12 protein-coding genes and 1 pseudogene are annotated in these 13,977 nt (G+C 70.9%); 4 read left to right on the top strand and 9 right to left on the bottom strand.

The features are described from left to right. Nucleotides 1–785, bottom strand: a pseudogene (locus tag AC08OO_RS18720) (DNA-binding protein); the annotation flags it as partial. Between the two features lie 232 nt (nucleotides 786–1,017). On the opposite strand from AC08OO_RS18720, the gene AC08OO_RS18715 reads away from it, so the two are divergent. Both AC08OO_RS18715 and AC08OO_RS18710 read left to right on the top strand, forming a co-directional pair. Continuing rightward, complete coding sequence (locus AC08OO_RS18715) at nucleotides 1,018–1,242, top strand: hypothetical protein (protein WP_476610965.1); 225 nt, start codon at nucleotides 1,018–1,020, stop codon at nucleotides 1,240–1,242. 337 nt (nucleotides 1,243–1,579) lie between these two features. Further along, entirely contained in the window at nucleotides 1,580–1,891 is a 312-nt protein-coding gene (locus tag AC08OO_RS18710; RefSeq protein ID WP_476610964.1) for a hypothetical protein, read from the top strand. Between the two features lie 92 nt (nucleotides 1,892–1,983). Here AC08OO_RS18710 and AC08OO_RS18705 read toward each other — a convergent pair whose 3' ends face one another. Then, nucleotides 1,984–2,436, bottom strand: coding sequence for a dCMP deaminase (locus AC08OO_RS18705; protein WP_476610963.1), 453 nt, complete (start codon nucleotides 2,434–2,436; stop codon nucleotides 1,984–1,986). 78 nt (nucleotides 2,437–2,514) lie between these two features. After that, nucleotides 2,515–4,194, bottom strand: a complete 1,680-nt coding sequence (locus tag AC08OO_RS18700) for a helix-turn-helix domain-containing protein (RefSeq protein ID WP_476610962.1) — start codon at nucleotides 4,192–4,194, stop codon at nucleotides 2,515–2,517. 440 nt (nucleotides 4,195–4,634) lie between these two features. On the opposite strand from AC08OO_RS18700, the gene fxlM reads away from it, so the two are divergent. Then, a complete protein-coding gene (gene fxlM / locus AC08OO_RS18695) occupies nucleotides 4,635–5,861 on the top strand; it encodes a methyltransferase, FxLD system (protein ID WP_476610961.1) in 1,227 nt (408 codons plus the stop codon). Between the two features lie 17 nt (nucleotides 5,862–5,878). Here fxlM and AC08OO_RS18690 read toward each other — a convergent pair whose 3' ends face one another. From AC08OO_RS18690 to AC08OO_RS18675, 4 genes are all read right to left on the bottom strand, one after another. After that, nucleotides 5,879–7,153: a lanthionine synthetase C family protein gene (locus AC08OO_RS18690; protein WP_476610960.1), complete on the bottom strand. Its 1,275-nt coding sequence runs from the start codon at nucleotides 7,151–7,153 to the stop codon at nucleotides 5,879–5,881. Then, nucleotides 7,150–9,177, bottom strand: a complete 2,028-nt coding sequence (locus AC08OO_RS18685; RefSeq protein WP_476610959.1) for a lantibiotic dehydratase — start codon at nucleotides 9,175–9,177, stop codon at nucleotides 7,150–7,152. Before AC08OO_RS18685 ends, AC08OO_RS18690 begins: the two co-directional genes overlap by 4 nt. Beyond that, nucleotides 9,087–9,938 (bottom strand): lantibiotic dehydratase, encoded by an 852-nt coding sequence (locus AC08OO_RS18680; RefSeq protein WP_476610958.1) that lies wholly within the window; start codon nucleotides 9,936–9,938, stop codon nucleotides 9,087–9,089. Before AC08OO_RS18680 ends, AC08OO_RS18685 begins: the two co-directional genes overlap by 91 nt. Nucleotides 9,939–10,039: 101 nt before the next feature. After that, nucleotides 10,040–10,222 (bottom strand): hypothetical protein, encoded by a 183-nt coding sequence (locus tag AC08OO_RS18675; RefSeq protein WP_476610957.1) that lies wholly within the window; start codon nucleotides 10,220–10,222, stop codon nucleotides 10,040–10,042. A 351-nt stretch (nucleotides 10,223–10,573) separates the two neighbouring features. Between AC08OO_RS18675 and AC08OO_RS18670 the strand changes: the two genes are divergently transcribed. Further along, the gene (locus AC08OO_RS18670) at nucleotides 10,574–12,124 is read left to right on the top strand and encodes a hypothetical protein (protein WP_476610956.1); all 1,551 of its coding nucleotides are present in this window, start codon (nucleotides 10,574–10,576) and stop codon (nucleotides 12,122–12,124) included. 69 nt (nucleotides 12,125–12,193) lie between these two features. Here the strand turns inward: AC08OO_RS18670 and AC08OO_RS18665 are convergent, their stop codons facing one another. Both AC08OO_RS18665 and AC08OO_RS18660 read right to left on the bottom strand, forming a co-directional pair. Continuing rightward, nucleotides 12,194–13,015: an SCO6745 family protein gene (locus AC08OO_RS18665; protein ID WP_476610955.1), complete on the bottom strand. Its 822-nt coding sequence runs from the start codon at nucleotides 13,013–13,015 to the stop codon at nucleotides 12,194–12,196. Nucleotides 13,016–13,190: 175 nt separating this feature from the next. After that, the coding region (locus tag AC08OO_RS18660) for a hypothetical protein (protein WP_476618820.1) at nucleotides 13,191–13,977 on the bottom strand (787 nt) is incomplete at its 5' end.

The following is a 13,977-nucleotide window of genomic DNA, read 5'->3' as shown; positions in this document are numbered from 1 at the left end:
GCTAGGTGACTCTGGCTGACGAGCGCCTGCGCGCTGAGCGCCTGGTCACCGGCCGCGGTGGCGAGGCCGAATGCCTGGACGAAGTGCTGGGCCGCAAGGTCGCTGCGATCGTCGTCGTAGGCCAGCCACCCGGCCATGTCGGTCAACGAGGCAGCCGCCGAGAAGATCGCCGAAGGCGCATACTGCTGGCCGACCAGCTGCGGAGCCACCTCGGTCTGGAGGAACCTGACCACCACCGGGTACAGCCGACCGCCCCCGAGCTGGCGGTCGGCGGCACGGAACGCGAGCGCGGCCGAGCGGATCGTGTCGAGCGTTCCTCCGGCCGCCGGGACGCGCGGTGACAGCCGGCCGCTGGGCCCGGCGGCCAGTGCGACGGTCGCGGGGGTCGCCCGGGGTCGCCCGGGGAGGTCGAACCACAGCAGGTGCGGCGGCATCCGCAGGGTCCGCGCCCAGTGCGCCAGCCGGTCGAGATCACGGATCGGCGGGCTGCTCTCGATCCGGCTGACCTGGGCCTGCGTCAGGGTGAGCCACCGGTCCAGCCGTTCCTGGCTGATGGGCCGGGGATGGTGGGGGTGCAGGCGATAGGCCGCGGAGACCCGGCCTATGTGCTGGGCCGCGAAGGCGTCACGCATCTGGTCGGTGTGCCAGAACCACTCCGGCACGTCGCGAGCGGTGTCCTGCGCGCTGCGGCTGTGACCGATGCACCGGGCACACAGGGCGTCGGTGTTGTCACGCGCCAACCGACCTCCGCACGAGCCGCAGTAGCGGCTCGATGCGGCGTCCATGGCTCGCCTGCTCCCACTTGTGACCGTCCAGGTGCTATGTACCAGCAGTGTAAGTCCAGATCGTGTACGGCCGGTGCGATCTCAACCGCGCGACGTATGAGCGTCATACAGGAACCGGCATAGCCCATCCCGTCCGGCCTGCGCACGCTTACGTCACGCGCCCGGGGCCGAATCGACCCCACCTCCTCGGCCTCGGGCGCGAGCCAGCGGCCAAGCCTGCATGGAGGTAGCCGTGGACAGCGGGCCAATCCCGATCCTCCCGACCAGCGCGCCGGCACGAGCGGTGTACGGCTACATCGGCGTCGACCACCTCTCGCCGCTGCCCCCGGTGCGCCGCGCCATCGAGGTCGAGATCGAGGTGCTCGGGGCACGCCTCCACACCGTCACGGCCCCCCACACTGACCAGCACCAGGTCAGGCCCCAGAGCCAGCCCGGTGCACGGTGGACGATCGCATGAGCCTGCCACCAACGGCGGCTCCGCTTGCCGTCCCCACGGCTGTGACCAGCACCGGCTTCCGCGCGACTCCCAGCCAGCCCACGACCGGACACGTCGCTGTGGCTCACCTGTCGCCCCGCGACGCGGCGGTCCCCGTCGTACGCGCGGAAGCCGTCGAGACGCTGACAGCATGGTCGGTCGACCGGCAGGCCGTCGAGGTCGCCGCACTGGTCGTGTCCGAGCTGGTGACCAATTCCGTGCGCGCCAGCCGTCCGGACGACGAATTCGTCGCGGTCCGGCTATCCACCGCCAGCGGCGACGTCCAATATGGAGCCGACCCGACGCCACCCTGCCCACGGTGCAGCAACCGGACGAGGACAGCGAAACGGGCCGGGGCCTGGGCCTCGTCGAGGCGCTCACCGACCGGTGGGGCTCCTATCGGGCGACCTCCGGCGGAATCGTCGTGTGGGCACGGTTTCCCGGCGCTGTTGTGCCTGTTCAGCGCCGCCGCGACGAGCCACCGCTGCCCGAACGCACCCCACGACCCGTACCCAAGCCAACGGCCGCTCCGGCACGCGCGCCGGGCCTGCCGGACATCACCTTCAGTACGGATCCTGCGGTCGTGGCGCGGGTTGCCGAGCGCCTGCGCGCGCTCGACCCCTGGCACTAACCCCTAACTTCCCACCCCGTGTGGCAACGGGCTGGCGGCGGACACCGGCCCAGAGCGTTCCGAGGCCGAGCGGACGTCAGCCGAAATTTGGATCAGACCGACAGGTGGGCGTTCATGGCGCGGGCCTGTTCACCGAGTTCGGGCATTTCCAGGACGGTGACGCCGGCCTGGGTGAGCAGTTCGTAGCCTTGGCAGTCGGCGACGAAGAGGCTGGGTTCGCGCCAGGCGATGACCACCCGCGGGATCTTCGCTTCCAGGATGAGCTGGGTGCAGGTGCGTGGCCGGGACTTGCGCTGGGAGCAGGGTTCGAGGGTGCTGTAGATCGTCGCGGTGGCGAGCCGTGGGTCGTCGGGGTCGATCTTCGCGAGTGCGGACTCCTCGGCGTGCACCGCGTCGTCGACCTCGCGGGAGAACCCGAAGGCGATCTCCTCATTGTTCTCGTCGACGATGACGGCGCCCACCGAGTAGGCGCCGGCGGCGGGTGGGCAGCGGTGGGCGAGTTCGATGGCCCGGGTCATCCAACGGTGATCGTCGAGCTGGGGCATGGAGCGGCTCGTCCCTTCCCTGGTCCGGTTCTGCCGAGGGCGGTGTAGCCGGGTGGCCGGTGGCGTGGCGCGCTGCGATCAGACGTTCATGGCTGTGGGCACTTGGCCCATCGCCTGGCGGAACTCTCGTACCTGGGGGACAGTCTGCCATCCTGCGACGGCGTCATGCAGTGACCGAAGACTGGTCATGATGCGGCCGGAATGCGTCCGGGTACCTACCGTGAGTGCCTGGAGGCCGAGTGTCGCGGCTTGCTCGGGTTCGCGTGCTCCTGCGTGTGCGAGGGCTTCGCGGGCGAGGTAGACGCCGCGGTCGCGCTGGTAGGCCGGGGGCAGGCCGTCGATCGCGGTCTGGAAGCCGGTGGCTGCGGCCGGGTAGTCGCCGAGTGCGGCGAGGCTGTGTGCCCGCTGGACTTCGATGTAGGCGGGGCTGAAGAACTGTCCCCAGGGGTCGGTGTCGGGTTCGGCCCGGTCGAGGATGTCGTGGGCGCGGTCGTAGAGCGTCAGGCAGGTGGTTTTCTCGCCGCGTAGTGCGTGGCCGTGCGCGCTGTGGGTCGCGGCGATCGCGGCGAGGCGGCCGGTCGGCTCCGCGCTGGTCAATGCGGCGTCGGCAACGTCGATTGCTTCGCCGGGGTCGCCGCGGTCCGCTGCGAGTTGGCTCTTGCGAGCCAGGATGAACACCGTGGCCTTGGGATCGCCTGCACGATGCGACCACTCCAACGCACGGTCGAGCCAGTATCCAGCCGTGGCGTGATCTCCGCTGTCCTGGTGGAGCCATCCGAGGAGATCGGCGAACTGCGTCTGGATGTGGTGCAGGGTCTGCCGTTGCGGGGTCGAACTCGTGCTGTGGCGGAGGTGGGCGGCGAGGAGGCTGGTCTGTTCCTGCGCCGCGGTGATGACCTGGCGTGGGCCGAAGAGGTTGTCGTTCTCGGCGAGCACCGCGCGCAGCCGTGCGAGGTGGTCAACGACGCGGGGGTCCAGCGAAGCCGACACAGGCGGGACCGTCGCCGACGTGGAGAGTGAGCTGAGAGCTGCTCCGCTTGCGGCCGTGAGACCCAGGCCGCGCAGGAAGTCCCGGCGATGGACGGGCACGAGGACGATCCTTCCGTCGGATGCGAGTTCTCCGCTGATCAAGATGTGCACGTCGCGGCTACCGACGACATCGTCGAGCCGGCGGAGCCGGCCGTCCGTACCTTCGGAGGTTCCGGCCAACTCTTCAGTCCCTCGGCCCGCGCGGGCTTGCGGGAGCAGTGGTGGCTCGGGGAGCAGCCATTCAAGCGTGCGCACGGGCGCTGTGTGCGCGCCCATCGCCGCGGTCGGCGCATTGCTCGGAGCAGCGTTCGACCGAAGGCTGTGTGGTGCCAGGTGGCGAGGTTCGCCTGGGCGGTCGAACCAGAGCAGGTCAACGGGGATGGCGAGCGCGCGGCTGTAGTGGATCAGCTTGGACAGCTGTTCCGGGGCGCGGCCGTTTTCCAGGTGGCTGAGTTGAGCTTGGGTGAGTCCGAGCCAGCCGGCGACGAGCTCCTGGGACAGGGTGCGCCGGTGGTGGGGGTGGGTGCGGTAGGCGTGGATGACACGGCCCATGTGCCAGCTGGCCAGGGCGGCGCGCATCTGCTCTGACTCCCAGAACTCCGCCGGCACGGCGGGCGGAGACGCCTCGTCGTGGGTCCGCTGGCACGGTCCACATGCGGAACCAGCATTGTCGGCGGCGAGCCGGTGGCCGCAGCGGGTGCAACTGCGTCGCGGGCGTGGCGTCGTCATCCCTGGCCGTCTTCCCCGATCCGTACGCGGCGGGCGGTCAACGCGCGAACCGTAGCACCGTCCGTGTCGATGTCAATGCCTAAAGCTCATAGCGGATAACGCTGCGCGGTATAGCCACCACCTCCAGCAAAGCCCACGCTCGGGAGCGTGGCAGGCCCGGGACGGGTGGCAGCGTGCTGTCCGCCGGCCACGGCGCTGTCATCCCACCGTCGGCTCTCGCGCTGCACACGCGCGGTTGTATCGCTACCCGCCCCGTGCAAGCCGCCTCCTGGTCTCCTTGAAGGAGCTCCGGCTCTTGGTGGGTCGCGGGGCAAGATGCCGTACCGGAGACCGACTCCATTCCCGGAGCTGGTGTCGGCGTACCGCCCCGTCGCCGACATGGGTCGGGGCAGGCGAGGTGACTGGCGGATCACTGGAACGATGATCTTGGAGGTGGGAACGTGTCAGCCGACCAGCTGAGGAATGCGATGGTCGATGGCCTGCGGCCGTCGGGCGCGGCGCTGAGCGACCAGGTGGACGCGGCGGTGCGGGCGGTGCCGAGGCACGTGTTCGTGCCCGACGTGTCGCTGGAGCGCGCCTATGGGCCGGACCCGGTGGTGACCCATCGCGACGGTGATGGGGTTCCGATCAGTTCGGCGTCTGCGCCGGGCACGGTCGCCGGGATGCTGGAGGATCTCGATGTTCGTCCGGGGCATCGGGTTCTTGAGATTGGTGCTGGGACCGGGTACAACGCGGCGTTGCTGGCCCATCTGGTTGGCTCGGCTGGTTCCGTGGCGACGATCGAGTACGACGAGGCCGTGGCGTCCGCAGCCCGCGCCGCGCTGAGCAGCCTGGGTGCAGCCGTGACGGTGGTGCACGGAGACGGCATGCTCGGGGCGCCCGGAGAGGCGGAGTTTGACCGGATTGTGGTCACCGCGGGCGCCTGGGATATCCCGCGAGCTTGGTGGGCACAGCTGGCCGAGGATGGACGTCTCGTGGTGCCGCTGCGGATGCTTGGCCTGACTCGAACGGTCGTGTTCGAGCGGGCCGGAGCGGTGCTACGGAGCCGGTCGGTCGTGGAGGACGGGTTCATGCCGATGCGTGGTCTCGGTGCCGTTCGCGAGCAGAACATCCGGGTCGGCGCCGGCCCGGACCTGACCATCCGGCTCGATGACGATCGCCCGGGGGATGCCTCGGCGCTGCGGGGCGCTTTGGATCATCCTGTGGCGGTGTGCTGGACCTGGGTCGCGGTTCCGTGGGGTTGGACGGAGCATCTCGATTTCTGGCTGGCCACGCTGGACGGCTTCTGCCGGCTGCTGGTGTCGCGGGCCGCGGTCGAGGACGGCCGGTTGATGGCGCCGAAGGGGCCGTGGGGAAGCATGGGCATCGTTGAGGGCGGAACGCTGGCGTATCTCACGACACGGCAGGGTCCTGGCGGCGACGCGGAGATGCCCAGCTACGAGATCGGTGCCTGCGGCTACGGCCCGCGGGGCGCCGAGCTGGCGGACCGGCTCGCCGAGCGGGTCCGCGACTGGGACCGTGATGGCGGTCGGGGCGTCCGCTTGTGGATCGAGGCGCATCCGGCTGACGGGGTCCGGCCAGAGGTGTCGGGCGTGCTGCTTGCGGTCGACAAACGTGACAGCCGGGTTCTCGTCCGGACGGCTGAGAAGGCACCTGCCGCGGTTTGACCGCCTCGGCCGGGCAGTCAGGACAAAAGCAGCAGGGCCTCCCACGTCGTTTGCAGGCCCTTGGGGACGGGAAGCATGGCGCGTTCGGCGAGCGCAAGTGCCGTCCCGGCGGCGCCGGTGAGGAATCCGGGCCGGTCGGTGGCTGCGTTCCCGGCGAGGTGCGCGAAGCCGAAGCGGCGCGTGGGGTCGAACGCGTTGGTGACCGCAGTCACGGCCTGCTGGGCAACGACTCTGTTGTGCATGGCGTCGGCGACGCAGAGGACGCCGGCGTGTCCGTGACACAGTGTCGGCCCTTCGACGTCCCAGCGGCCCGGCCGGTCCGCAAGCAAGCGCAACGCCTCGCGCGCGGCGTCCTCCACCGCAGGTTGTCCGGCGGCCTGACCGGCGAGCGCGACCGCGCGGCTGACGCCGGGGATGCCGTAGCACCAGGCGTCGGCCCGGCCGGTCGGCAAGGCGGCGTGGCCGGCGTCTAGTTCGTCGCCGGTGATGTGCGGGGGCCATGTGCCGGTGCGTTCGTCCCGCCAGCGCAGCAGCCAGCCGGCGGCGTACGTGATGGCGTCGCGTTGACCGGGGACGGTGACTCCGGCCATGTGCGCCGTGGCGATGAGCGCTAGCGGTCCCGCGATCCCGTGAGCCATGCCGGTGGTCGCCGCACCGGAGGGATGCACGGTGACTGCATCTGGGTGACCGTCCGCGGGCAGCCACCAGCCGGGGCGGCTTCCAGCTTCGCGGTTGATCAGTGTGGTGAGCGTGGTGAGCGCGGTCAGTAGCCCCGGTTCGGCAGCGGTGTGCCCTGACTGGTGGGCGGCGAGCAGGACTCTCCCGGCTCCAGTGAGGCCGCTGATGACGTCGTAGACGTGCCAGGGAGCGTTCACCGGCCGATGGGTGAGGGCGGTGCGGTGGTGCTCGGCGAGGGTGACGGCCTGCGTGGACAGCCAGCGGGCGGCCTTGGCCGTGCTCGTGGCGTGGCTGGCTGGGTCGGGGAGGTAGGGCACGCCGATGATCAGCGAAGCGGCCAGGCCCGCACCGGCGTGGTACACGTCCGTGGGGTGGCCGCCTTGCGGGGTCTGGCGGGCTGCGTGGGTCCAGTGGTTCGCTGCGGCTGTGGCGAAATCAGGGTGGACGGTCGCCAGCCGGGCGTGGAGCAGTGCTGTCCCGGGCAGGCCGTCGGCGAGACTGGCCGCGGCCCCGGCTGAGAGGGCTGCCGTGACGGTCTCGGGGTGCAACAGCCGCTCGGCGACGGCTAGGCATTGCCGCGCAGCGTCGCCAGTCAGCGCATCGCTCGTCATCATGGCGCTGTCTCGCGGGCGAGGCGGCCGGTGGCTAGGACCCTGGCGATCTGTTCGAGAGCGGTGTCTCCGAGGAGTCGGTTGGCATGCATGTGGATGACCGAGGACGCGCAGTCCGCGCGCCGGTCGGCGGGCAGGCGGTCGTGATACACGCGAAGCGCCTCAAGGTATTCCGTCCAGGCGGCGTGGGACGGTGGGACGGTGGCTGTGCCGTCGAGCGCCGCGTCGTTCATGAGGCGGCGTAGATCGGCGAGGCGGCGGTGGGCGGCCCGGTCGAGGCGGGGGCGGCCGAGCGCGGCGGGATCACGGCCGGCGAGCGTGCGGGCCACCATCGCTACGGTCAGCCCGGCCACGACGAGCCGCTGATCGGCGTCCTGGGTCGCGCTCAGCGTGGCGAGAACCAGGTCGCTGTCGGCCGCGAAGACCTCCTCGGCAGCCTCGACCGCACCCGGCCCGCCGTGACGTTCGATCTCCTGGTCGTAGGGCTCGACGCTGAACCCGGAGGCGAGGGCATCCGCCACCAGACGCGCGCCCCGTTGGGAGACGGCCGGTAGGAGTTCGCCGCCGAGCACGGCCGGGGCCCCGTGGAAGCGGACCCGCAGATGTGGACCGAGGGCCTGGGTGCGGTAGCGCAGCCAGAACCAGCGGTCGAACATGCCGCGCATGCCCGGGAGGATCTTGGCGAGGTCGGCGAGGATCTCGTCGTGCTGGGCCGCCGGCGCGCCGATCGCGAGCGACAGCCACGGACCGCCAGGCAGATAGCACCCAGCACCCGCTGGCCGCGGCAGCGCGGTGACTGGACGGGCCGGAGTCGGCGGAGGCGCCGTGGCGGCGAGCGGGATGACGAGTTCGAGCAGGTGGCGCCCCGACGGGCCGGTGACGACGTCCTGGATTGTGCCCTCGCCGCCGGGCTGTTCGGTGACGGCCCGCAGCCCGCGCCGCACATAACGGCGAAGCAGCTCCGCGTCCTGCGGGTCGTCGAGATCGAGCGGGAGCTGTCGTTCGTCATCGTCGGTCACGACCACGGTCGGAGGTGGTGGGACGGTGGACATCCGCCAGGACCGCAGTTGCGCCGGCCAGGCCGTGGTGTCGCGGGAGGCGTCTGCCAGCTGGCCTGGCAGACGCCAGCGGGCGGGCGCGAGGATCGTCGACCGGTAGCGCACCCGCGGCTGGAAGGCGGTCTCACGCAGCGACTCCCAGGAGAACAGGCGCCATGGGCGGCACCCGGACCGGCCCAGTAGCGCCAGCAGCCGGGCCTCCGCCGGCAGGTACCGCGGCCCGATGCGGGAGTTCAGGACCGGAATGACCGGACGACGATGGTCCCGAGACCACAGCGTCAGGCGCTGAGCGTCGGCCACGACCAGCAGGTCGTCTAGTCGCAGATCCCCCGGCCGGGCCGGAATCCCGACGGGGATACGGATCGGGGCGACACCGGTCGGCGGGGCGATCGTCGCCAACACCGGAATACGGGGGCGAGCCACCACCTCGGCGACGAGCGCGCCGGCTGGCGGGTCGGCTACGCGCGGATCGCTGCCCAGGAGCAGTGAGGTGAATCGGCCGATGCTGGACCCGGCATCCTGGGTGCCACCGACGTAGAGCGCGAGGTGTAACCGGCCGGCGGCCAGGTCCTCCTCCGAGGCGGCGAGCACGCGAGCGTACGCCTCCACGCCGGGCGGCGGCGGGTCGGCGCCGGGCACGGCGAGCGCGGCAACGGTGGCATCGTCCAGGACAACGTCGGTCCGGCCGTGGGCGGTCGCGCAGCCGAGCAGGGCGGCGAGGATCGCGAGGCGCTCCGGAGACGACTGCGCGGCCTCGATGCCCTCGTCGCCCAACCCGATGACCGGGTCGACAACCTCGGCGAGCGGGACGAACCGGCCGGGGCCCCACCAGCCGAGGAACCGGGCATGGTAGGCGGCGAGCGTCGGCTTGGTGGGGCTCATCGTCCACAGCACGCTGACGGCCTCGGCAGCGTCCTCCAACAGTGCGCGAGGCAGGGTGATGGCCGCGTCGGCGGCCACGTGACGCACAGCGGGTTGTCCTGGCCGCAGACGCGGGCGGACGCCTCTCGCGCCGCCTGGAGCGCCGCGAGCCGGGGCGCTGCGCCCAGCGGGAGCTGGTCAGCGATGTTCAGATGGTCCCGGAGATCCTTCAGCGAGCCGCGGACGTCGCAGCCGCTGGGCAGGCGGGCGAGCAGATGCCGGAGAGGATAGTCCCCCAAATCGACGGGCAGCAAGTCGGTCAGCAGGAACCCCTGGCAGGTCATCTCGATGACCATGCCGCGCAGCGTCGACTCCGGGACGGTCGGCCAGCTGTCACCGACGGCGGCGCCGATCACGCTGTACCGGGCTCCCTGCTCACACACTCGCAGGACCAGGGTGCTTGCCGCGGTCGCGCGGATGGTCACGAGCTGGGGCGCGCCTGCACCGAGCGGCTGCTGCTCGTGCTCGAAGCGCTGGCCGCGGCGACGGACCAGGTTGTTCGTCGTGAACGTGAGTCGCTCGACCACTCCGGGAACGTCTAGCAGGTGGTCGACGAGGGTGGTCAGCGACACCGGGCTCGGGCCGCTGCGGGGACGATGATCGCCGCTGAGATGCAGTTCGCAGTCACGATCGGCGACAACCACTGTCTGGACGCCGGCGAATACCGCTCGCGGAGTCGGGCGCAGCCGCGCCCGTCGGTCAAGGGCGCGGACAGTCGCCGCGGAGCGACCGGCGGCGGGCGCGCTGAGGGCCGAGGGAACGGCCTCGCGCGAGGTGAGCGTGATCCCCTCGACCACGACCGGGTCCACAGCCCGGCCCTTCAAGTCGCCGCCCACTGGGAGCAGCGGGATGCGCGCCAACACCGCGGCCCCCGGCAAAGGCGCGAACGGGCGTGAACGCACCGGTGGGCCTACGACTTGCAATCCTTGCAAGTCGCCGAGCAGCCCACGCTCGGACAGGTGCGCGAGCAGCCGTCGTCCGTGCAGTCCGTCGTCGTGTTCGACTCGTCGACGTCAGTCACCGGAATCGTCCGGGTGTCGAGATCGAACAGGTCCGCAGTGAGGCGGTCAAGAACCGCCGCGTCCTCTGACATGGGAACTCCCCTCACGATAGCCGTCGCAGCAGCGGTCAGAATGGACACGAACTGCGATGAGTCGCGACTCTTTGCAGCTAGGTTGTGACAGCACCAGTCCAACTGTGACAGCCGGAAGTCGCGTGGGTTGGCCAATCCGGCGCTTGCGGCTCCTGGACCCGGGCGGCGGCCACGAAGCCGCCGGCGACGACACGCCCAGGTCTGGACATCACGAGCGTCGGTCCTTTAGGGCGGACGTGGCTATGCCATAGATCGATGGATGGCATACGCAACACGCATAGACATCGTCACCAGGAGTCCTAGTCTGCGCCGATAGCGGTGCGTTGCGGACCAGGAACTGAGTGGGTGGAGATGGCGACGGTACGGTTGAGCCTGCGCGAGGAGCAGGACGATCTGCGCTCCCGTATGCGGGCTCTGGGAATGGGGCACGCTGAGATCGCCGCCGAGTTCGTGAGGCGTTACCAGCTCCGGCCCCGTGCGGCGTGGCGGCACGCCCATGGCTGGACGTTGAACCAGGCCGCGCGCCAGGTCAACGATGCCGCCGCGCGCACCGGATACGACGAGGACGGGCGGGCTCCCATGACCGGGCCGCGCCTATGTCAGCTGGAGAAATGGCCGGCCCGGTCCGGGACGCGGCCCACCCCGCGTGTTCTCGCGCTGCTGGCGGTGGCCTACGGTGCGCCGATAGGCGGTCTCCTCGACCTCGACGACCACGAGAACTACACGGCCGCCGATCGCCTCGTCCTGGACACGATGACCGGGTCGGGCATGCCCGCCTCGGCGCTGCGTGCCACAGGTTCTGAAGTCCGGGGCGACTCGGTCGTTCGGCACACTGGTGGGGCGCGCGACGGTAGCCTGGAGGCGACAGAACGCGAGCTTGCCCGCAGTGCCCATGGGGTGGTTGTTGTGCCCGTTGACCGGCGCGGCTTTCTCGCGGGAGCCGGTCTGGTCGCACCGCTCGCGGCGATGGAGCCCACCCGCCACTTGGTGACCACGTCGCTTGCGCCCGACGACGGCGTACCGGGCGTTGACGAGTGGCGAGCGATCGTGCACGACTACAGCCTCAGCTACGGCACCGACCCCGACGCCGACCTGTCGATACTCAGCGGGGTTACGCGAGACGAGACCGACAGCACGGTCGTGCGCGAACTACGCCGCATCGGGGCCCTACTGGCGGCCTTCACGGCACATGCCGCCGCGGATGTCGGTGACCTGGCGTCGTCTCGTCGCTGGTGGCGCACCGCGAAGCGGGCAGCCGACGCTTCCGGCGATGTCCACGCGCGGCTGTGGACCCGCGGGCGCGAGATCGTCCGCGGGCTGTACGAACAGCGACCCGTGCCGGACCTCCTCGGCCTCGTTGCCGAGGCCGACGCGATCGCCGCCAGCGTCCACGCGCCGCCCGGCGCGGTGCAGGACTACCTGGACGGGAAGGCGCGCGTTTTCGTCAGGGCGGGACGCGGCGAGGAAGCGCGCAGCGTCCTGACCGAGGTGCAGATCAACTTTGAGCGCCTACCGCCCGAGGTTTCCGGGGACACCGTCTCGTGGTTCGGGTGGTCCGAACGTGCCCTGCATCTCGCCGAGAGTTACACCTACTCCCACCTTGGCGACTGGACCCGCGCCGACGAGGCTCAGGCCGCGGCCTCCCACCTGTTTCCCGTCGCGAACCGCCGCGGGCCGGTCCTGGTGGACCTCCAGCGCGCGCTGTGCCAGGTCCGTAGCGGAGACATCAACGGCGGGATCGATCAGGCGTACACCGCGATGACCGGCCTGCCGCGGGCCCAGTACAACAGCCCCATCATCCAGGTCAGCCGGGACGTGGCCACCGCCGTGCCGCCCACCGACTCGGGCCGCGAGAACGTGCGAGCGTTCAGGGCATACCTACGCGATCTTCAGGTTGCCTAGTCACGAGGCACCACCCGGCCGGCGTCCCGCCGCTGCACCCCATCCGCGTCCTGGGTGGCTACGTTCCGTCTACCAGTGCTGGTCGGCGAGCAGCAGTGTGGCGAGCGGTTCGAGGGTGGTCACGAGCTCGTCGAGCTCGCCGGGCCCGAGGCTCTCGTACGGCTTCGCGGCGAGGTCGTCGGTGAGCGCCTCGACCCGCTGCCTGACGGCGCGGCCCGTCTCGCTCAGCCAACCGTCATCTCCGATCAGGTTGCGAGCGCGCATCCCGTCGATCACGGCGGCGAGCTGCGCTGGGGGGAGGTGGTGGATCCGCCCGAACTTCTCCGCGGGCATGCCCACTCCGAGGGCGTGGAGGACGTGAGCCTCCAGACCGCCGACACCTTCGGTGATCAGGGCGGCGATGTGCCCGTCGCCTCGGTGCTCGCGCAGCAGGGAAGCCGCGTGGAACAGGCGAGCCACCACGTCATCGGGGATCGGGATCGCGCGCAGCGCGGCGTACATGGGCCGGCCCTCGAACGGTGCGCTGGTCGCGGCCCGCAGCAGCAGGTCGGCGGCTCGCGCGAAGGCGGGCGAGTCGACGTGATCGCCGAGGATCCGCCGCAACGCCCGCACGCAGCCTGTCTGCCGGGCGGCGATCGCGGCTTCGGGTGTGGTCGTGTCCCATACCTTCGGGATGTGGCGGGCGACCTCGCCGGGAGCGAAGTTGTAGAAGAGCGCGTCCACGACCTCCGCCGGGACGGGACCCAGAGGGGCTGCCCGGCCGGCGAAGTAGATGTCCCAGTAGTTGGTGAACCCCAGGGCGAACATCGCCTCATTCGGTTCATCGGCCGCGTAGGGGATGATACCGATCGGCTCGACCAGCTCGAACATCCGGCGTGCCATCGAGTTCATGGTCTGATCCTCCTGCCGCCCAGCGCATCGTGCGGACACTCACGATCACGTAGACGCTGGGCTCCCGCGAAACTCATCGACGGGCGTGGCCCGCTCGACCGCGCCGACCCGCCCGGAGGCCCCGGCCGCCCGCGACGTCTCGCCGCACGAGCGGTTGGGCGGTCACCCGCGGCGCCTATCTGCCGCCGCCGGCGCTGGGGGCCCACGCCCAGTCGGAGAAGCCTGTACCCGCCGCGGACGGTCGAGTCGATCCCTGCGCCGTATCAGGAGTGAAGGGAGCCCAAGGCCGGCCACGGCGCACACGTCGGTGCTGGTCATGGTCGGGCTGAGGGTTCGTCCCGCTGGCCGCTGCGGGCGGGGCGTAGAGCGTGAATTCGTCGACGCGTGCCAGTCCCGCGTTGTCCAGCGCAGCGAGGCATGGCTGGCGATGGGATGGCAGGACGGCGCGGACGACCGTCGAGCCGACGAGGGCGCCGTGCCGCAGGGCCGCGTGGACGAGGTCGTTGCATGCGGTGAGCTGGTCGGCGGCGGCCAGGTTGTGGTCGGTGAGGATGTCGGCGATCAGGAGTTCGGGCGGTTCGCCACCGTGGTCGCTGGCGAGGGGGTAGAGCAGCGCCGTGGCGGTGGGCTGATGTGCGGGGCCGGTGAGCAGGAGACGGTCGGGCTGGTAGCGGCGGTCCTGGCTCCAGCGCCGCAGCGTGTCTGCGGCCGTGCGCGCGTCCTGGTCCGGGTAGGTGGCTGCATAGAGCCTGCCGAGGTGGCGGGCGAGATCGGGCGGGGTGGTGTCCTGGGCGGTCCAGACGGTCGACGGTAGCGAGGCGTCCCCGGATGGCGGGATCGGCCCGCGAAGCAGGATCGGTCCGGGGACTCGCTGCCAGCCGGCGCGAGTGAACAGGCCGTGAGCGTCGGCGGCTGCGCCGGGGATTTCGGCGGTGGTGAGGGCCGGCAGCGCGACGGCTTGG

This window comes from Frankia sp. CeCAU1 (assembly GCF_977971845.1).
Note: the sequence above shows the minus strand (reverse complement) of the source record. Positions and strands in the feature narration are given on the sequence as shown.

Excerpts from the sequence above, each read along its gene's own strand:
- AC08OO_RS18705 (WP_476610963.1), bottom strand. The coding sequence starts at position 2,436 with ATGCCCCAGCTCGACGATCACCGTTGGATGACCCGGGCCATCGAACTC.
- AC08OO_RS18700 (WP_476610962.1), bottom strand. The coding sequence starts at position 4,194 with ATGACGACGCCACGCCCGCGACGCAGTTGCACCCGCTGCGGCCACCGG.
- AC08OO_RS18690 (WP_476610960.1), bottom strand. The coding sequence starts at position 7,153 with ATGATGACGAGCGATGCGCTGACTGGCGACGCTGCGCGGCAATGCCTA.
- AC08OO_RS18675 (WP_476610957.1), bottom strand. The coding sequence starts at position 10,222 with ATGTCAGAGGACGCGGCGGTTCTTGACCGCCTCACTGCGGACCTGTTC.
- AC08OO_RS18670 (WP_476610956.1), top strand. The coding sequence starts at position 10,574 with ATGGCGACGGTACGGTTGAGCCTGCGCGAGGAGCAGGACGATCTGCGC.
- AC08OO_RS18665 (WP_476610955.1), bottom strand. The coding sequence starts at position 13,015 with ATGAACTCGATGGCACGCCGGATGTTCGAGCTGGTCGAGCCGATCGGT.